This is a genomic window from Hypericibacter adhaerens (assembly GCF_008728835.1).
Classification (GTDB): domain Bacteria; phylum Pseudomonadota; class Alphaproteobacteria; order Dongiales; family Dongiaceae; genus Hypericibacter; species Hypericibacter adhaerens.
Genome location: NZ_CP042582.1, coordinates 3,326,900 through 3,343,518 on the forward strand (window position 1 = coordinate 3,326,900; position 16,619 = coordinate 3,343,518).

General features: G+C 67.8%; 20 protein-coding genes. 6 read left to right on the forward strand and 14 right to left on the reverse strand.

The window, feature by feature from the left end:
* Positions 1 to 25: 25 nt before the first annotated feature.
* The 13 genes from FRZ61_RS14600 to FRZ61_RS14660 form a co-directional block, all read right to left on the reverse strand.
* A complete protein-coding gene (locus tag FRZ61_RS14600) occupies positions 26 to 1,219 on the reverse strand; it encodes a beta-ketoacyl-[acyl-carrier-protein] synthase family protein (protein WP_151118425.1) in 1,194 nt (397 codons plus the stop codon).
* Complete coding sequence (locus FRZ61_RS14605) at positions 1,216 to 1,818, reverse strand: DUF3261 domain-containing protein (RefSeq protein WP_151118426.1); 603 nt, start codon at positions 1,816 to 1,818, stop codon at positions 1,216 to 1,218. Before FRZ61_RS14605 ends, FRZ61_RS14600 begins: the two co-directional genes overlap by 4 nt.
* Positions 1,815 to 4,142 carry an MMPL family transporter gene (locus FRZ61_RS14610; RefSeq protein ID WP_151118427.1) on the reverse strand — a complete coding sequence of 776 codons (2,328 nt, stop codon included), beginning with the start codon at positions 4,140 to 4,142 and terminating at the stop codon, positions 1,815 to 1,817. Before FRZ61_RS14610 ends, FRZ61_RS14605 begins: the two co-directional genes overlap by 4 nt.
* Positions 4,142 to 4,756, reverse strand: a complete 615-nt coding sequence (locus tag FRZ61_RS14615; protein WP_151118428.1) for a LolA family protein — start codon at positions 4,754 to 4,756, stop codon at positions 4,142 to 4,144. The genes FRZ61_RS14610 and FRZ61_RS14615 overlap by 1 nt, the downstream gene beginning before the upstream one ends.
* Positions 4,753 to 5,160 (reverse strand): acyl-CoA thioesterase, encoded by a 408-nt coding sequence (locus FRZ61_RS14620; protein ID WP_151118429.1) that lies wholly within the window; start codon positions 5,158 to 5,160, stop codon positions 4,753 to 4,755. The genes FRZ61_RS14615 and FRZ61_RS14620 overlap by 4 nt, the downstream gene beginning before the upstream one ends.
* 1 nt (position 5,161) lies before the next feature.
* Positions 5,162 to 6,808 (reverse strand): glycosyltransferase family 2 protein, encoded by a 1,647-nt coding sequence (locus FRZ61_RS14625; protein WP_151118430.1) that lies wholly within the window; start codon positions 6,806 to 6,808, stop codon positions 5,162 to 5,164.
* Complete coding sequence (locus tag FRZ61_RS14630; protein WP_151118431.1) at positions 6,805 to 7,158, reverse strand: ApeI family dehydratase; 354 nt, start codon at positions 7,156 to 7,158, stop codon at positions 6,805 to 6,807. The genes FRZ61_RS14625 and FRZ61_RS14630 overlap by 4 nt, the downstream gene beginning before the upstream one ends.
* Complete coding sequence (locus FRZ61_RS14635) at positions 7,155 to 8,477, reverse strand: AMP-binding protein (protein WP_151118432.1); 1,323 nt, start codon at positions 8,475 to 8,477, stop codon at positions 7,155 to 7,157. Before FRZ61_RS14635 ends, FRZ61_RS14630 begins: the two co-directional genes overlap by 4 nt.
* A complete protein-coding gene (locus FRZ61_RS14640; protein WP_151118433.1) occupies positions 8,474 to 9,052 on the reverse strand; it encodes a COG4648 family protein in 579 nt (192 codons plus the stop codon). The genes FRZ61_RS14635 and FRZ61_RS14640 overlap by 4 nt, the downstream gene beginning before the upstream one ends.
* A complete protein-coding gene (locus FRZ61_RS14645) occupies positions 9,033 to 9,248 on the reverse strand; it encodes an acyl carrier protein (RefSeq protein ID WP_407657815.1) in 216 nt (71 codons plus the stop codon). Before FRZ61_RS14645 ends, FRZ61_RS14640 begins: the two co-directional genes overlap by 20 nt.
* 67 nt (positions 9,249 to 9,315) lie before the next feature.
* The gene (locus FRZ61_RS14650; protein ID WP_151118435.1) at positions 9,316 to 9,576 is read right to left on the reverse strand and encodes a phosphopantetheine-binding protein; all 261 of its coding nucleotides are present in this window, start codon (positions 9,574 to 9,576) and stop codon (positions 9,316 to 9,318) included.
* The gene (locus FRZ61_RS14655) at positions 9,569 to 10,333 is read right to left on the reverse strand and encodes a lysophospholipid acyltransferase family protein (RefSeq protein ID WP_151118436.1); all 765 of its coding nucleotides are present in this window, start codon (positions 10,331 to 10,333) and stop codon (positions 9,569 to 9,571) included. The genes FRZ61_RS14650 and FRZ61_RS14655 overlap by 8 nt, the downstream gene beginning before the upstream one ends.
* Positions 10,317 to 11,051, reverse strand: coding sequence for a beta-ketoacyl synthase chain length factor (locus tag FRZ61_RS14660; RefSeq protein WP_151118437.1), 735 nt, complete (start codon positions 11,049 to 11,051; stop codon positions 10,317 to 10,319). Before FRZ61_RS14660 ends, FRZ61_RS14655 begins: the two co-directional genes overlap by 17 nt.
* A 416-nt stretch (positions 11,052 to 11,467) precedes the next feature.
* Here FRZ61_RS14660 and FRZ61_RS14665 point away from each other — a divergent pair, with 416 nt between their 5' ends.
* The 6 genes from FRZ61_RS14665 (at position 11,468) to FRZ61_RS14690 (ending at position 15,782) form a co-directional block, all read left to right on the forward strand.
* Positions 11,468 to 12,181, forward strand: coding sequence for a 4'-phosphopantetheinyl transferase family protein (locus FRZ61_RS14665; RefSeq protein ID WP_151118438.1), 714 nt, complete (start codon positions 11,468 to 11,470; stop codon positions 12,179 to 12,181).
* A gap of 56 nt (positions 12,182 to 12,237) precedes the next feature.
* On the forward strand, positions 12,238 to 12,627 hold the full coding sequence (locus FRZ61_RS14670) for a hypothetical protein (RefSeq protein ID WP_151118439.1): 390 nt from the start codon (positions 12,238 to 12,240) through the stop codon (positions 12,625 to 12,627).
* A gap of 45 nt (positions 12,628 to 12,672) precedes the next feature.
* A complete protein-coding gene (locus tag FRZ61_RS14675; RefSeq protein WP_151118440.1) occupies positions 12,673 to 13,062 on the forward strand; it encodes a hypothetical protein in 390 nt (129 codons plus the stop codon).
* Positions 13,063 to 13,158: 96 nt separating this feature from the next.
* On the forward strand, positions 13,159 to 13,560 hold the full coding sequence (locus FRZ61_RS14680; protein WP_151118441.1) for a hypothetical protein: 402 nt from the start codon (positions 13,159 to 13,161) through the stop codon (positions 13,558 to 13,560).
* A 55-nt stretch (positions 13,561 to 13,615) separates the two neighbouring features.
* Entirely contained in the window at positions 13,616 to 14,158 is a 543-nt protein-coding gene (locus tag FRZ61_RS14685) for a YcnI family copper-binding membrane protein (protein ID WP_225308815.1), read from the forward strand.
* 28 nt (positions 14,159 to 14,186) lie between these two features.
* Positions 14,187 to 15,782, forward strand: coding sequence for a copper resistance CopC/CopD family protein (locus FRZ61_RS14690; RefSeq protein WP_191909029.1), 1,596 nt, complete (start codon positions 14,187 to 14,189; stop codon positions 15,780 to 15,782).
* A 12-nt stretch (positions 15,783 to 15,794) separates the two neighbouring features.
* Here FRZ61_RS14690 and FRZ61_RS14695 read toward each other — a convergent pair whose 3' ends face one another.
* Entirely contained in the window at positions 15,795 to 16,442 is a 648-nt protein-coding gene (locus FRZ61_RS14695) for a TetR/AcrR family transcriptional regulator (RefSeq protein ID WP_151118443.1), read from the reverse strand.
* Between the last annotated feature and the right edge of the window lie 177 nt (positions 16,443 to 16,619).

The window sequence follows — 16,619 nt, forward strand, 5'->3', positions numbered from 1 at the left end:
TCGACCGGATGGGGGCACGGGCGCATCATGCCCTTCCGAGGATCAGCGCCAGGTTGCTGCCGCCGAAGCCGAAGGAATTGCTCAGCATGGCGGTCACGCCCGCGCGCGAGAACCTCGTCCCCATGGCGGAGAGATTGAGCGCCGGCAGGGCCGGGTCCTGCGCGCCGTCCCAGAGATGCGGCGGCAGCAGGCTCTCCGGGTTGGTATCGGGGTTGAGCGTCAGCCAGAGGAACGCGGCCTCGCAGCCGCCGGCGGCGCCCAGCATATGGCCCGTCATCGCCTTGGTGGAGCTGCAGGGCACGGATCCGCCGAACAGCCCGGCGATCGCCTTCGCCTCCATGGCATCGTTGAGCGGCGTGGCCGTGCCATGGAGATTGACATAGCCGATCTCCGACGCGGCCAGGCCCGCATCCTCCAGGGCCAGGCGGATGGCCATCGCAGCGCCCTCCCCCTCCGGATCGGGCGCCGTCGCATGATGCGCGTCCGAAGTTTCGCCCACGCCCAGGAAACGGATCGGCCCCGGGATCGGCTGCAGCAGAAAGGCCGCCGCGCCCTCGCCGATGGTGATGCCGTCGCGGTTCAGGCTGAAGGGATTGCAGCGGCTCTTCGACAGGGCCTCCAGCGAACCGAAGCCGTTGAGCGTCATCCGGCAGAGCGTGTCGGCCCCGCCCACGACGGCAGCGTCGGCCAGCCCGGCGCGGATCAGGCGCCGCGCCGACGCGAAGACCTTCGCGCTCGAGGAGCAGGCCGTCGCCACCGTGTAGGCGGGACCTGTCAGCCCCAGCGAGCGCGCCGCGAAGTCTGCGAGGCTGCCGGTTTCCTGCATGCGGTAATCGAACCGCTGTGGCCAGCGCCCGTCGCGCCGGTAGGCGAAGAAGGCTTCCTCGCCATCGCCGATCCCGGACGTGCTGGTTCCCAGCACGACGGCGATCCGGTCGCGGCCGTAGCGTGCGGTGGCCTCCTCGATCGCCGGCGCGATCTCGGCCAAGGCCGCCCGCATCAGACGGTTGTTGCGGCTGTCATAGGCCGACAATTCGTCCGGCAGGGCGGCCAGCGGCTCGCGCACGGCGCCGACCTCGACCGCACGACCGGGCAGCAGGTCGCCGCGCACCGCGAATCCGGCCTCGCTGCCGGCAAAGAGCGCCCGCGCCACGGCGGCCTTGCCGCGACCGAGCGGCGTGACCAACCCGCAATCGGTGACGAAGAGATCCGCGCTCATGGGCTCGTCTCCGCTGTCTGGATCTCGAGATCATAGCCCCAACCCAGATTGCGGTAATGCTGGCGGCCGGACCAGGGAACGCCGGGCGTGGTGGGCTGGTAGTCCGCGATCACGATCTCCTTGCCGTCCGCGACGACCGAGCGCCGCGTCGCCGTGCTCGCCACGGTCCCGCCGGATTCCGCCAGGGCCCTGCCGACCACGGCATCCGGGAAATAGAGCAGGACCATATCGGCCAGGATGTTGTCCGGCCGCAGCTGCGAGGGGATCCAGGGCGCGGCGTCATAGGTGATGCCGGCGTTCGTCCAGGTGATCGTCATCGCGCGCCGGCCGGTGGTGTCGAGGCCGATCATCAGGAAGCGCTCGGGCGTGGCGCTGATATGGCCCTCGAACACGTAGCTCTGATCGCCGTAATGGGCGGTGACGAGCTGCGCCACCTCGAAGGAACGGCCGAGATCGGCCGGATGCGGCATGACCAACAGCAGATCGGGCGCGATCCGCACCGAACCAGCGGGCGGCTCGGCCGAATGCGTGGCGCAGGCCGCCAGCAGCAGCGCCGCTCCGACCGCAAGCCGCCTCGCCCTCTGTGCAAGATGCGTCATCGCGACGGCTCCGGGCGGGGACGAGCGGTCCGCGCGAGCGGCGAGAACAGGAAGGCCAGCAGGATGCCGATGAGCATGGTGGTGCCGAAGGCGTGGACGGCTTGAACGGAGCTGAGCGCCAGCAGCCCGAAGGAGAGCAACGCCGTCGCCGCGGCCATGGCGACGGCCAGCATCGTGACGCGCTGGCGCTGGGCGCTCGTCTCGGCCAGGAAGATCGAATAATCGACCCCGACCGACAAGACAAGCACCAGCGCCATGCCGTCGAAGAAGGTGAAACTGGCGCCGAACCAGGCGCGCAAGGCCGGCGCCAGCAGCACGGCCAGCAGGGGCGGTGCGATCACCCGCGGGGCGGTTTTCCAGCCGTAGCGCCAGATCAGCAGGGGCGTCATCAGGGCGGCCGACAGGGCCAGCAATCCCAGCGCGCGATGGCGGTATTTGGCGAGGAGCTGGCTGAAATCGCCGGCGGGATCGATCAGCCGGACGCCAGCAAGCCCTTGCGCGGCACCTGCCAGCGCGTCGGGGCGAGCGACGCCATCGAGCTTCACCACGTGAAGGGCCCCCTTCCCGCCCGTCAGCAGCAGCGAGCCGAGGAATCCCAGCGCTCCCTCCTTGGCCACGGCCTGATCCAGCGTCAGGAAAGCGGCGTCCTCGGCAGGTGGCGGCTCGAGCTGGTCCAACCCGAGCTGGCCCAGATGCTGAGCCAGGAGCGGCCCGTCCAGCTCGCGATGGACCAGTTCGCGGTTCTGGCGCTGGCGCGCGGCCGACGGCACATACTGGGCCGGCGCCTGAAAGCCCGCCAAGGCGCCTTCGGCCAGGAGCGGCCCGAGCCGGTCGATCAAGGCCTCCTCCGTCTGCAAGGCGCTCTCGTCATCGGCGGCCTCGACCAGGAAGAACTGCGTGCCGCCAGTGGCGCCCGTCAGCTGCTGGATCCGATCCTGCTCGGCCATGAGCGGGCCCGACAGGGATTGCATGCGGCGGACATCGTCGTCGGGATGGAACCGGACCCAGCCGCCCACGGCGATCAGAAGCAGCAGGGCTGCCCCGCCCCAGCCCCACCAGGGCGAGCGCGGTCGCAGCCACCAGCCGAGGAACGCTCCCGCCCACGAGAGAACCCGCTCGCCATGGCGCGGACGGCGGCTGTGGTCGAGCGCTGGCAGCCACAGCATGACCGTCGCCCAGGAGGCCGCCAGTCCGATCGCGGCCAGGGCCGCGATCTGGTGCAGGCCCGGAAAGGGTGCCAGGAACATGGTGAGATAGCCGATGGCGACCGTCGCCGTCGCCAGCGTGATGCCGAGCCAGACGCGGCGCAGCCGCTCGCGTGGCGCGCCGCCTTCGAGAGCGAAGATCTCGCTCAGATATTGCAGGCTGTAATCGACGGCGACGCCGATGAGGCTGACGCCGAAGAGCAGGGCGAGCACATGGAGCTCGCCGAACAGCAGCAGGCAGGCCGAGAGCGAAACCAGCACGCCGGTGCCGATCGCGACCAGCGTGAGCCCGAGCGGCCGTACCGCGCGGAAGATCGCCAGCACCAGCAGCACGGTGCCGAGGACGGACACCAGGCCGATCGTCGAAGTCTCGCCCATGGCCTGTTCGGCGCCGGCCTTGGCGAAGAACACCGCCCCGAGCCTCAGGACCTGCAGGTCGGCATGGGCCTGCCTCTGTGCCGCGACCGCATCGTCGAGCGCGTCGCCGAACGCCGCCTGGAACGCCAGCGCGTAAGGGTCGCCGGTGATCTGGCCGGCCAGAAGGATCCAATAGTCGCCTCCGTCCCGCAAGGCGAGCAGGCCGTCATCGAGGGACAAGCGCGAGAGCGGGACCGGCAGATGGGTCAGGAAATCGGGCAGCAGCAGATAGGGATCGCGCTGCAATAGCTTCGCATCCGCCATACCGACGAGACCATAGATCTGTGACAGCGCGCGCAGGGAAACGGCCTCGGGCTTGCCCTCGAGCAGCGACTGGCGGTCCTGCGCGGACAGCAGGCCGCGTCGGTAAGGGAAATAGAGCTCGCCGATCCGGCGCAGCCGGTCCTTGCCGAAGGAGTCCGTGGTGAGCTCCATCAGCTTCGGCTGCGTCAGCGCCGCGGCAATGGCGGTGGCGGCCGCGCGGGTCTGGTCGCGATCGGGGCCGCCGACCATGATCATGACCTGCCGCGACAGGGCGGCCGTCACGACGTCGTTCGCATGCTGTGCGTCCGCATCCTGCGCCTCGCGCGGCAGCAGAGCGAGGAGATCGGTCCGGAAGCGAAGCCCCTCGTGGAGCCTCCAGCCCAGATAAAGAGCCGCCGCCAGCACGAGAAGGAGCCAGAACAGCGCGGCGGCGCGCATCAGGGACCCGTCGTCGCGAAGGCCGCCGCTTCCGCCTCGCTCAAAGGCTGACCGGAGATCGCCTGGTCGTGAAAGGCGAGCTTGTCGAAATCGCCATCGGGCTTGGTCAAAAGGATCTCGTCGATGAAAGCGCTGCCGGTCACGTCGAGCGCCTGGAACGGCATGCCGGGATCGTCGGCCTTGCGGGGCTTGAGCGCCACCTGCCAATGCTGATCGTCGCCGCTGCGGGTCACGGTGAAGCCGGCTTCGAGCTTGGCCCAGTCACCCGTCAAGGCTCCGCTCAGCATGTCGTAGAGCTGGTTGAGGAACGGCAGCTTCGAGGCTTCCAGCTTCAGGGTCTGGTTGCCATTGACCTCCTGGGCCAGGCCCGCCGCCGTGATCACCGTGGTGATGGCGAACGGCTTCTCGGTCTGCCAGATCAAGCCGTGGCCCGGTGCCAGCACGAAGCGCCCTTCGCTGCGCAGGGGATTGGCAAAGCCCTGCAGATGGCGTTCCTGCAGGAACTGGCCCCGCAGGACCTGGCCCTCGCTGAGGCGCTTGTCGGTGGGGCCTTCGGCCAGCGCCGGGCCAAGCCCCGCCAGGAGAACCGCCAGCAGCAGAAAGAATCGCCTCACGACCGCCCCCTCAGCCGCTCGGTCAGGGCCGGCGGAGATTCGAGGCAGAGCTCGCCGGTCGCGGCCAGCACGGCGACCTGGATCGTGGTCGCCTTGGTGAGCACCTCGCCGCTGTCCCGGTCGCGGATGCGGTAGTCGATCCTCAGCCGGTTCTCATAGTCGACGATCGCGGCGGACACCGCGATCGGCTGGCCGAACCGCAACGGGCGTACATATTTGATCCGCATATCGACGATCGGCCAGAAATATCCCGACGCCTCCATCTCGCGAAAGCTGTAGCCGATGCTCTCCATCAGCTCGACGCGCGCCTGCTCGAAATAGCGCGGGTAGTTGCCGTGCCAGACGATCTGCATCGGATCGAGATCGTAGAACTGCACCTTGAGGGCGATTTCGACCGACGCCATGTCAGCGAGCCCAGAAATCGAAGAAGTTGAACCATTGGAAGGGCTCCGCGCGCGCGTGATGCTCGAGCCGGCCGGCATAGCGGGCGACATAGCCGCGCAATGCCGCCTTCCGTTCGGCTCTCGGCAGAATGACCCGCTCGGCAAAGGGTTCCATGATCAATCGGTAACGCCGCCCCTGACGCAGGCAGAACATGAGATAGATCGGGCATTCGAGCAAGCTGCCCAGAATCCAGGGGCCTTCGGGGAAAGGCGCCTCCGCCCCCATGAACGGCACCCCCGTCACATGTCCTTGGACGCGGACGGGCGTCCGGTCCCCCGCAATGACGATCCATTCCCCGCGCTCGACCCTGTCCTTGAGCTCGATGGCGGTGTCGGGGCCGATCTCGGTCACCTGGAACGTGTTGAGCCCGGCCTCGGGCCGGAATTCCTGGAGGAGACGGTTATAGTTGGCGGCGTGACGGGTATGGACCAGGAGCGTCAGCCGCCGGCGCGTCGCATCGTCCAGCAGCGCCCGCGCCAGATCGGCATTGCCCAGATGCGAGACCACCATCAGCGCGCCGCGCGGGTCCTGCATCATCTTCCGGAGCGCCTCGGGGTCCGCCGCTTCCAGGGTGTCGGCCGGCAGGATGCCCGCCCAGGCGGCGAAGATATCGAGCGCGCCGGTGGCGAAGCTGAAGAAATGCCGATAGCCGTCGCGAAAGCCGGATGGCCGTCCGAGGGCCCGGGCGAGAAAGGCCCGGGAACCCGTCCGCTGCTCCCGACCGGCGCCGATACCATAGAAATAGGCGACGACCGGAACCAATACCGCTTGGCAGACGCGGCGCCCGAGAAGGCGACAGACCGCAGCGGTGAAGCGCAGGCCCCAGAGCGCGCCGCGCTCGCGCAAGCCCGACCAGTGGGTCGCCGGCCCCGTCAGCCGCGGCGGCCGGTGCGCCAGGATCGAGGGCAGGCGACCCATCATGGCGAGGACGAGGCGCGTATGCATCCGCGTGATGCGCCAATTGTCGGCCACCAGCTTGAAGTTGGAGCTGTTGCCTTCCGGATAAATCACCTTCACGGGCAGAAGCAGCGGCGGCGCGCCGCGCCAGAAGAGCCGCACCAGGATGCTGGTGTCGAAATCCATGCGCTGTCCGACGGGCTCGCGTTCGATCACGCGCTGCACCGCCGCCAGCGGATAGATGCGAAACCCGCACATGCTGGCGACGATCCGGAAGGAGAGCGTCTCGATCCAGACCCAGAAATCGGTGATCCAATGACCGATGCGGCGCCCGAGCGGGATGGAGCGGTCATAGAGCGGCCGGCCGCAGATCACCGCCTCGGGATGCTGCCGGCAGGCGTCGATCATGCCCGGCAGCGCGTCCAGATCATGCTGGCCATCGGCATCAACCTGGAGAGCATGGGTGAAACCCGCCTGCAGCGCCTGCCGGAAACCGTGAATGACGGCCGCCCCTTTGCCGCGGTTGGGCTCGAGCCTCGTCACCCACGTTTCGCGAGCCTCGTCATGGAGTGCCGCGATGACCTGGCGCGCCGGTTCGCCGCTGCCGTCATCGATCACAAAGACCGGAAGGCCTGCCGCCCGCAGCCGCGCGACGACATCGCCGATCACCCGGTGATGATCGTGGCTGGGAACGATGGCGCATAGCTTCAAGGTGCCGCCGTTTGCAGGTTCAGGTGGCCGGACGACATCAACAACTCCACGCTCCGATAGTCGAACAGGAGGCGCGGCCTGCGGTCGTCGCGACGCAAGGAAAGGGTCAAGGGCACGAGGGGCCGGATGATGTTGCGGAACTTGACCTGGAATTCCCTGACCCCCGCATCGCCGGCGATCAGCCGGTGCGCCTGAGCCAGTCGCAACGCCCAGTCGATCTGCACCACCCCGGGCAGCACGGGCCTATCGGGAAAATGGCCGCGGAAGGCCTCCAGCTCTTCCGGCAGCGAGAGATCCAGCAGCAGGGCATCGCCTTCGCGTCGTTCGGCCAGGATCGCCGGCAGCTTCATCGCGCAGCCTCGAACAGCTTGAGGAGGTCGCTCTCGCGCCGCTTGCCGAGCTCGGCCGATGGCAGGGCCTCGACGAAGCGCCAGTGGCGCGGCGCGCTGGCCGGCTCGAGCGTCTCGGCCAGGCTGGCGCGCAGCAGCCGGCCGAACCGGAATTTGCCCAGCGCCGCCAGCCGCTCCTTGCCCGTTTCGCTCGGCAGGATGACGGCGCCCAGACGCCCGGGATTGCCCGGCAGCAGAACCACGGCGGCGGCGGCGACCCAGGGCAGCACCGACAGCGCCCGCTCGACGCCGTTCAGGCTGACCCGCCGGCCTTCGATCTTGACGATGCGATCCGCCCGGCCCAGCCAGCGGAATCCGCCCGGCACCGGCGCGATGAGATCGGCCGTGGCGATCCATTCGGGCCCGGCATAGGGCGAAAGGAGATTGAGCCGTCCTTCCTCGTCGCAGCGCAAAGTAAGACCCGGCATCGATTGCCAGGGCTGGTTCTCGCCGTTCCATTCCCGCATGGCGATGGTGCCGGTTTCCGTGCTGCCGATGATATCGGTCGGCCGTAGGCCGAGTACGCGCTCGGCCTCGAGTGCCGCCTCGTAGGTCAAAGGCGCGCCCGCCGAAAAGACGCGCGCCGGACGGCGGTCGGCCGGCAGCGGTTGCAGGCCCCCCATCCGTCCCAGATGGGCCGGGCTGCTGACGATCGTCGCGGCTGGCGTGAGGTCCCTGAGCAGTCCCTCCCAAGTCTCGTTCGTTGCGGCCTGGAACGGACGGCCGGTGGCGAGCGGCCAGGCGATCTTGTAGCTGAACCCATAGACATGCTGGTGTGGCACCGTGGAGAAGACGGTTCCCTGCCCGTCCTTTTCCCATACCGCCTGCAGCGTCTCGGCTTCGCGCTCGAACATCGCCAGGGTCTTCGGCACGCGCTTGGGCGCGCCCGTCGAACCGGAGGTGAAGAAGGTCAGGAGACAGGCCGAACCGTCGAGGGGCTCCAGGCGAGGCTCCTGACGGCCGGCCTCGCCGATCATCCGGTCATCGAGCAGGACATCGAAACTGCCGCACATCGCCTCCAGCGTGCCCGGTTGCCGGTTGGCCGGCAGCAGAACCTCGCAGCCGCCATGCATCAGCCCGAGGAGGCCGACCACGAAGCTGTAGCTGTCCTGCGCCGTCAAGGCTGCCCGTTGCCAGCCTGAAGATCGCGCCCGGGCTGCGAGCCCGGCCGCTTCGGCCGCGAGTTGCCCAAGGCTGATCGCCGCCCCGCCCCGGCAGGCGACGGGCCGGGCATCCTGCTGCCGGTCGCACAGCAGATGCGACAGAGCCCCGGCTGTCATGCGCGCGACCGGAGATGATGTCGCCAGGCCAGCTCACCCAGGAACAAGGCCCCCATCAGCAGATAGGAGACGAGCCCCGTCCAAAGCGTCCATTGGGACAAGGTTCCCCAAACCCCGAGGATGGCAGCGACGAAGGCGTTCGCCAGCAGGAACCCGAACCAGAGCCAGGTCACGCCGCGGGTATAGGCAACCGCTTGCGGCGGCAAAACGGGCTCGCGGATGCGCGCCATCCTCTCGACAACCGTCGGCGGCCAGATCAGCGAGCAGCCGAAGATCGCGGCGACCGCAAGGCTGATCACCACGGGATAGGCCTTGGCCGCGATCTCGCCATCGAGGGCCAGCAGCGCCACCAGGACCAGGGCCGCCACCGCGAACCCGGTGGGCAAGGCATGACCGGCAACGCGCCGCATCGCGAAGAGCCGCAGCCCGATCAGGATGAGGCCGATCGCCACCAGCCCCCACGGCCGCAAAAACGTCAGGCCGGATCGTGTCAATCCGGCGTAGACGGCGAAGGGATAAAGCACGCCGCCGATCGCCGCCGCCAGCAGCCAGGGGTTAAGGGCGCGCCGCTGCATTCACCGCCAGGAGCTCTTCCACGCAATCGACCACGTCGCCGACGGTGCGCACGGCCTTGAAAGCCTCCGGCCGGATCCGCTGGCCGGTCACTTCCTGGAGCTTCACCACCAGATCGACGGCGTCGATGCTGTCCAGGTCCAGATCCTGATAGAGCCGGGCCTCCAGCGTGACCCGCTCCGGCGGTATCTCGAACATCTCCCCCAGGAATTCTCGCAGCTGATCCAGAATCGCCTCACGAGACAACATCGCCCCCACCCCCTTGTCACCCACCCCTTTGACTCTCGATGAAGCGCGCCAGGCTTCGGACATTGGCGAAATGCGCCTTCACCTCGTCATTCACGGTCTCGAACCTGATGCCGTATTGCCGACGGATGGCGACGCCGAGCTCCAGGGCGTCGATCGAATCGAGCCCCAATCCCGAGCCGAACAACGGTTCATCGCTGTCGATTTCCGCCGGCGTGATGTCCTCGAGCTTGAGCGCCTCGATGATCAGTTTCTTGACTGCCAGTTCCGTGTCAGACATTTGCAAGCCGTTCTGCGTAGTAAGCTTCCATCTGCGCCACCAGCCGGCGCGAATCCACGCTGCGGTGGCGCTCCGTCCTGAAGCGGCTGGTTTCCAGGCACTCCCCGACGACGACCCGGAAGGTCGGGCGCCGTGCCGGCACGGTCCACCAACGCTCACCCTTGCGCAAGGTCGGCGGCGTGCAGGTGATCACGACCGGCAGGATCTCCGCTTGCGTCAGCGTGGCGATGTTGGCGAAGCCACGGTGAAACCGCGGCAGGACCCCCGGGCTGCTGCGCGTGCCTTCGGGAAAGACGATAATGTTGGCCCCTTCGTCAAGCGCCTGGCGGCAGGCGCCGATCAAGGCCGGACCCTCCAGGTCGTTGCGGATATATTCCGCGCGGCGCATGAGGCCGCCGAGATAGCGATTGTCCCAGAGCTCATGCTTGACGATGCATTGCGCGTTGGGCGTGAGCGCCATGAGCATGACCACGTCGAGCAGCGACGGGTGGTTGGCGATGACCAGCCGGCCGCGCGAGCCATCGAGCTTGGCGCGCCCCTCGATCTGCAGCCGGATCAACCCCAGGCGCTGCAGCATGGCGAGATAGAAGCGGAAGACCGCCTGGATCACGCGCTGCGTGCGCTGGCGGCGATGATGGGGCGACAAGGCCAGCACCGGAAACAGCAGGGCTGCCAGGACGCTGCCGCCCAGGAAAAAGCAGGCGAACGCGAAGCCGGTCGCAAGCTGGCGATAGAGGCGATCAAGCCGCTTCCGCAAGACGCCTCCAATGCCATTGCCGGCGGGCACCGCGCCACGAGGTCTGGGGTTGTTCCGTCAGCAGGAAGCGCAGAAAGGCCAGGCCCGGCGATTCCGGCGGCGGCGCGCCTTCGTCGGCCGTGCCCGTGCCGAGCAGGAAGCTTTCGCCCTGCTCCGACGACAGCGAGAGGGCCATCGCCAGTGTCGGTCCCGCCTCGGTGTCGAACCGGTCGAAGGGCGATGGCAGCGGCTCGTCGTAGTAAACCAGGACCACCGGCTCCGCCGGCCGCTCCTGCAGGCAGGCGACCGCCTCGATGAATCCGGATTCGAAACTCTCGGGTCCGGCCGCCACGGCAGTATGTCCGTTGCGATTGCTTTGCGCGATCGACAGCAACCCGGTCAGGGCATGATGGACGGAGAGAGTGAAGTCCGCCGGCGATACGGTCTCGCCCGTGCAAAGCGCGTCGAGGATCGACAAGGTGCGCCCGAACTCGCCATGCCGGGAGGCCGAGACGATGCGGGCACGGGCGGTGTCGGGCAGCCCCCACGCGCAACGCAGCGCCGCCTGCCCCAGTGGGCTCACCCGCCGGCGCAGAAGCATGGGCACGGCGGTGGCCGAGGCGCCCGCTGGCTCGGAAGTGGACTGCCCAGCGCCGCCCGCCGCCCAGGCGCGCCAGGCGGCCTCGGATTCCAATCCCGGCGCCCAGGCAGCCCATCCGCGGATCTTGAAGGCCAACATGCTCACAGGTTGCACGCCATGGTTGTCGCTGTCACCTCGCCCCTTCAGCACGAGCCGGGCCGCCCGCCGTCCCCGATAAACGATCAAACCGGCGCTTTGGCTCCCCGGCCTGTGGCGCGGTTGCAAGGATCGCCTTCGCCGCGGCGAACCTTCAGCAGGAATGCAGGGCCCGAAAGCCCCGTTTTTCGTGATTTAGGGCCTGCAGGACCGGCCTTGGGCAAACACCCGCGGGAAAAGGCGAGCCTGCCGGGGCGAGCCTCCCCGACTCCGACCTCACCGGCCCCCTGGGCGTCGTTCCTCCCCGATCGACGACGTCTTCTTGGGTCTCCCACCGGCGCCGGCCTGGAACGCGCTAGGACGGATCGGTCTCAACCGCTACGATTATAGGTGACAGCTAGGCAAGGTAAGGAAAAAAGATGGTGGGAGGCGCCGTCTCGGTTGCCGTGGTGACACCGGGAACCCGCACCGCTGAAATCCTGCTATCCCGCTGGGTTACCAGGGAAGACCAAGCGCATGCGCGGCGCTATCGCCGGCCGGAAGCGCAGGCACGGTCGCTCCTGGCCCATGCCGCGCTCCGGGCGCTGCTCGCCCGGCAAACCGCGCGACGCCGCTGGGTTTTCCGCTTCGATTCTACGGGCAAATTGCGGGCGATGCCGACGGTCGGCGCGGCGGCCGCGGAGGTTTCGCTCAGCCACAGCAAAGACATGGTCGCCTGCGCCGTCAGCCATGGGGGAGCGATCGGCATCGATATCGAGGCGCATCGGCCACGCGCTTACGACGCCATTGCGCGCTACGGCTTCGGCCCCGGCGAGCAGGCGCAGGTCGCCCGCCATGGACCTGCCGCCTTCTATCGCATCTGGACCCTGCGCGAGGCGATGGGAAAGGCGACAGGCGAAGGCCTCGCCCTGGCGGCCGACGGACGCGACCATATCGACGCGCAACCGGAACAGGGATGCTGGACCGCGTCCCATCCGGCCGGAAGCTGGGGCTTCGCCCATTACGTGCTGGAGCCCGGCTACAGCCTGGCGCTGGCGGCGCCCGATACCGGCAACCGGTGGCGATCCGACCGGATCGAATGGATCGATCTTTCGGCGCAAAGCCGTTCGTCGGGCCACCTGCTTTCGGGTTGAAAACTTCCGGTCGAAGCTCTAACTGGTTCTGCAACGCGCTTTAGGGGAAGTCATCGATGAGCCGCATAGTCGTGCTGCTGTCCGCCCTGCTCGTCTTGGCGAGTTGCGCGAATACCCAGCCGGTCTACAACGTCGATCATCATCCGATGCCGGAAGCTGCCCGCAACCTGCCGGTCGATCGGATCGGCGAGCTCATCGTCAAGGCCGGCGAGCAGCGCCAATGGACGTTCCAGCGGGCGGGGACCGGTCATCTCGTCGCGACCCAGATCGACGGACGCTATGCCGCGGTGATCGATATCTATTTCGACCAGAGCAGCTACAGCATCACCAAGAAATCGACCTCGGGATTCCCGGAGGAGAATGGCGAGATCCATCGGCGCTACAACAACTGGATCCACTATCTCGAGGGCGACATCAATGCGCAGCTCGCCACCGCGGCGCCCTAGCCTTTCCAGATCCCGACCCCATCGACGGGCACAAAGGAATCGCTGATGAAACGGATCCTGGCGCTGCTGGTCACTGTTCTGGCGCTCGCGGGCTGCATGCCGAACCAGCCTCTGTACAATGTCGACGATCACCCGATCCCGGTGGCAGCGCGGCAACTGCCGGTCGACCGCATCGGCACCCTGATCGTCGAGGCCGGACAGAAACGCAACTGGACCTTCGAGCAGGCGGGAACCGGCCATCTCGTCGCCACCCAGACGCAGCCGAAATACACGGCCGTGGTCGATATCTTTTTCGACCAGCAGGGCTACAAGATCGTGAAGAAGTCGACCACCGGCTTTTCCGACCAGAACGGCTGGATCAGCCGGCGCTACAACAACTGGATTCACTACCTCGAAGGCGACATCGAGGAGCGGCTTTCCAACGCCAGCCCCTGACGGCCTTTCTTACGCTCGGGAAATCGGCGGATTAACCATGCTGTAAGGTTCCACAGCCCGGCGACAGCGGCCCTGTTTGCCGCTACTCTGGAGGCCATGACCCGCCTCGCCAGAACGGCTTCGATGCGGAAGCTTCCCTGCTTTCGGGTCGGGCTGATTCTTTTGATGCTGCTGGGAGCGCCGATCAATCTGGCGCTTCCCGACGCCATGGCAGGAATGCCGATGCCTCCGGCGGCGATGGCCGCGGGTCAGCAAAGCGGCTGCCCCCTGCCCGGCGGATCGGGGAACGATCACGGTTCGCTGCACGATCATGACGCCCTGTGCCTGTTCTGCACGGCGTTCGGCGGCCCCTCGCTCGCGGGCACGAGCCTGGAACTGGCGCCCCAGACCGCGTCGCCACCGGCCGCCCGCACCGCTTTCGCTCTCTCCGACCCGCAGCGGCTGAAAGGCCGCCTGGGCGGTGCGCCTTGCTGCCGGGGGCCTCCGGCGACCGTCTGACTGTCCGAAATCCCTCACCTTCGACGTTCGACGGGTCGTTCCCAGGAGCATTCCGATGCGTATGTCCCGATTGGTCGCTGCGGCCGGCCTCGCCGCCGGCCTGGCCGTCAGCATGGCGGTCCCCGCCCTCGCCCATATCACCTTCGCGGATCCGAACGCGCCTTCCAACGGCTTCTACAGGGCGGTGCTGCGCGTGCCGCACGGCTGCGACGGCAGCGCCACCACCGCCATCCGGATCCAGATTCCCGAAGGTTTCATCGTCGCCCAGCCCATGCCCAAGCCGAGCTGGCAGGTGACGGTGACCGAGGGCAGCTACGGCAGGAGCTACAAATACGAAGACACGACCATCAGCAGGGGCGTCAAGGAGATCGCCTGGGCCGGCGGCAACCTGCCGGACAATTTCTATGACGAGTTCGTGTTCCGCGTTCGCGTGACCGACATCGCGCCCGGCACCAAAGTCTATTTCCCCGTGGTGCAGGAATGCGGCTCCAAGACCGAGCATTGGATCGAGATCCCGGCCGAAGGCAAGTCGGACGACGACTACGAATACCCGGCGCCCGGCCTCACCATCGGCGCGCCGGCCGGCGACGACGACTGAGCCTCATGCGATGGGACGAGGGCCGGGAATGCCCTCGTCCGCTCGGCCGCTCATGCCGCGCCTGCTCGCTCTCCTCACGCTGATCGCCCTGCTGCTGGGAAGCAGCCCGGCTTGGGCCCATGCCTTCCTGCTCTCCAGCTCGCCGGGCGCCGAATCGTCGCTCGACAGATCGCCGGGCTCGATCGAGCTCACTTTCAACGAGCCGATCCAGCTTCTGGCGCTCAAGCTGCTGGGCACATACAGCGAGGATCTGTCGCCCGCCACGGTCCCCACCGTGACCGAAGGCCGCGTGGTCTGGATGCTGCCGCAACCGCTGCCGACCGGACGCTATCTGGTGAGCTGGCGCGCGGGCTCGCTCGACGGCCATGTGGTCGCCGGCAGCTTCAGCTTCGCCATCGGAGAAGCAGCTTCGCCGCCACCCGCCGATAGCGGCCTTGCGATCGAGATCTGGCGCTGGCCCGATTTTACGGCCCATGTCCTGGCGCGAATCCTCGTGCTGCTCGCTGCCGGCGGTGCGCTCTTCCGTCTGTTGCTGCAGCCGCCGGAAGCGCTCATCCCCGCGCTCCGCGCACGGGAGCGGCACCTGGCTTGCCTGGGCTTTCTCGTGACCGGCCTCTTGATCGGCATCGACGGTGCGATGCGCGCGGGATTGCCCTTGAGCGGGCTCCTCGAACGGAGCGCCTGGAAAGCCGCGTTCGCAGCGCCCGGCATGCAACTCAACGAGATTTCACTGCTGGCGCTGCTGACCCTGGCGGCCGTGAGGGATCGGCCGCGACCCTTCCTGGCGCTGCAGGGTCTGGCCGCCCTCCTCGCGCTCGCCGGCTTCGGCAGCAGCGGCCATGCGCTGGCCGTCCTGCCGCCGGTGCAGGGTCAGGCCCTGATGATTCTCCATGGGCTGGCGGCCGCCCTCTGGATCGGCGCCTTCGATCCGCTGCGCCGGGCCTTCGCGCGAGAGACGGGCCCCGTCACGGCGGCGTTGTTCCACCGGTTCCAGCGCCTGGGTCTCGTCGCCGTCGGCGCCGTCGCCGCCAGCGGCGCAACCCTGGCCTGGCTCCTGCTGCCGCGATGGTCGGATCTCTGGGAAAGCCCCTATGGCTGGCGGCTCTCGGCCAAGCTGCTGGCGGTGCTGGCGATGCTCGTCATTGCCGGCCTCAACCGCCTCTGGCTGACCTCGGCGGCGCTGAAAAACCCCGACAGGCTGAAGCACCGGCTTCTCTGGGTGCTGCGGCTCGATCTGCTGGTGGCGCTGATCGCCGTTCTGCTGGCGGTCGGCCTGTCGCTGGGGCCGCCGCCGGCCCGGTCCCTCGTTCTCGACCTCTCCGACGCGAACTACAGGATCACGCTCACCCTGACCCCGGGCCGGGCCGGCGACAACGACGCCGAGATCCGCATCGCCGATCGCGATGGCAAGCCCGTCGACCCCCAGCAGGTGGAGCTCCGCGTCGAAGCGCCCGCGGCCGGCATCGAGCCTTCGGCGCATGAAGCCCGGCCCCTCGCGCCCGGCCTCTATCGGGTCGAGCGGCTGCCGCTCTGGGCCGCGACGGGCTGGAAGCTGCGCCTCCACCTCATGATCGACGATTTCACCATGGTCATGCGCGACAGCGAGGTGACGCTGGCGCGCTGACCGCGCGCCGGATCAGGCCGCGTTCGGGAGGAAGGCCGACTGGATGAAGGCGCGGTAGAGCAGCACCTGCTGCGGCAGGATGTTCTTGTCCGCGAGCGCGCGCGACAGGACGATCGCCCCTTCGACCAGGGTGGTCAGCATGTCGGCCGTTGCATCCAGATCGATCTCGAAGCGCGGCGGATAGAGCGCCGCGATCTCGTCGAGATGGCCGCGGAAGCGGCTGCGCCAGGCCAGCAGCCCCTCGGCGTTGAGATCCCGGATTTCCCGATTGAAGAGCTGATTCTGATAGCAGATCGAGGCCGCCATGCAGCCCGGATGCACCTCGGGCAGATTGCCCAGCATCTCGGCGAAGAGCTTGAGGGCGATCAGGAAGCTGTGGAGCGGATCCTCGTGCAGCTCCCGCGCCCGCCCGAAGACATCGTCCAGGATGGTGCGGTCGCGCTCCAGGTAGCGCTCGAGCAGCGCCTTGGCGAGATCGGTCTTGTCCTTGAAATGATAGAAGAAGCCGCTCTTGGTGATGCCGGCGCCCGCCACCAGCTCGTCGATCGAGGTGGCGCCGAAACCCTTCTGCAGCACGGCCACTTCGGCCAGATCCATGATCCGGTCGCGGGCAGTGACCTTGGGCTTCTGGGTCGGGCTCTGGGTCTCGGAGACAGCCATGGCGGACTTTACCACAGGTACAGTCGCATCGGCATTCTGTCCTATCGAAGCGTGAAATCAGGGTCCTAACTCATTGCCGAATCTCGGGCTATCCGGCAGGGCGGCCGCTATACCGCAAGACGGCTGGTCCGGGGCGGCGCCTTGAGTATGTTCCTGCCTCCCACGAAACCCCGGCCC

Excerpts from the sequence above, each read along its gene's own strand:
- FRZ61_RS14600 (WP_151118425.1), bottom strand. The coding sequence starts at position 1,219 with ATGAGCGCGGATCTCTTCGTCACCGATTGCGGGTTGGTCACGCCGCTC.
- FRZ61_RS14605 (WP_151118426.1), bottom strand. The coding sequence starts at position 1,818 with ATGACGCATCTTGCACAGAGGGCGAGGCGGCTTGCGGTCGGAGCGGCG.
- FRZ61_RS14610 (WP_151118427.1), bottom strand. The coding sequence starts at position 4,142 with ATGCGCGCCGCCGCGCTGTTCTGGCTCCTTCTCGTGCTGGCGGCGGCT.
- FRZ61_RS14620 (WP_151118429.1), bottom strand. The coding sequence starts at position 5,160 with ATGGCGTCGGTCGAAATCGCCCTCAAGGTGCAGTTCTACGATCTCGAT.
- FRZ61_RS14630 (WP_151118431.1), bottom strand. The coding sequence starts at position 7,158 with ATGAAGCTGCCGGCGATCCTGGCCGAACGACGCGAAGGCGATGCCCTG.
- FRZ61_RS14635 (WP_151118432.1), bottom strand. The coding sequence starts at position 8,477 with ATGACAGCCGGGGCTCTGTCGCATCTGCTGTGCGACCGGCAGCAGGAT.
- FRZ61_RS14640 (WP_151118433.1), bottom strand. The coding sequence starts at position 9,052 with ATGCAGCGGCGCGCCCTTAACCCCTGGCTGCTGGCGGCGGCGATCGGC.
- FRZ61_RS14645 (WP_407657815.1), bottom strand. The coding sequence starts at position 9,248 with ATGTTCGAGATACCGCCGGAGCGGGTCACGCTGGAGGCCCGGCTCTAT.
- FRZ61_RS14650 (WP_151118435.1), bottom strand. The coding sequence starts at position 9,576 with ATGTCTGACACGGAACTGGCAGTCAAGAAACTGATCATCGAGGCGCTC.
- FRZ61_RS14660 (WP_151118437.1), bottom strand. The coding sequence starts at position 11,051 with ATGTTGGCCTTCAAGATCCGCGGATGGGCTGCCTGGGCGCCGGGATTG.
- FRZ61_RS14665 (WP_151118438.1), top strand. The coding sequence starts at position 11,468 with ATGGTGGGAGGCGCCGTCTCGGTTGCCGTGGTGACACCGGGAACCCGC.
- FRZ61_RS14670 (WP_151118439.1), top strand. The coding sequence starts at position 12,238 with ATGAGCCGCATAGTCGTGCTGCTGTCCGCCCTGCTCGTCTTGGCGAGT.
- FRZ61_RS14675 (WP_151118440.1), top strand. The coding sequence starts at position 12,673 with ATGAAACGGATCCTGGCGCTGCTGGTCACTGTTCTGGCGCTCGCGGGC.
- FRZ61_RS14680 (WP_151118441.1), top strand. The coding sequence starts at position 13,159 with ATGACCCGCCTCGCCAGAACGGCTTCGATGCGGAAGCTTCCCTGCTTT.
- FRZ61_RS14685 (WP_225308815.1), top strand. The coding sequence starts at position 13,616 with ATGCGTATGTCCCGATTGGTCGCTGCGGCCGGCCTCGCCGCCGGCCTG.
- FRZ61_RS14690 (WP_191909029.1), top strand. The coding sequence starts at position 14,187 with ATGCCCTCGTCCGCTCGGCCGCTCATGCCGCGCCTGCTCGCTCTCCTC.
- FRZ61_RS14695 (WP_151118443.1), bottom strand. The coding sequence starts at position 16,442 with ATGGCTGTCTCCGAGACCCAGAGCCCGACCCAGAAGCCCAAGGTCACT.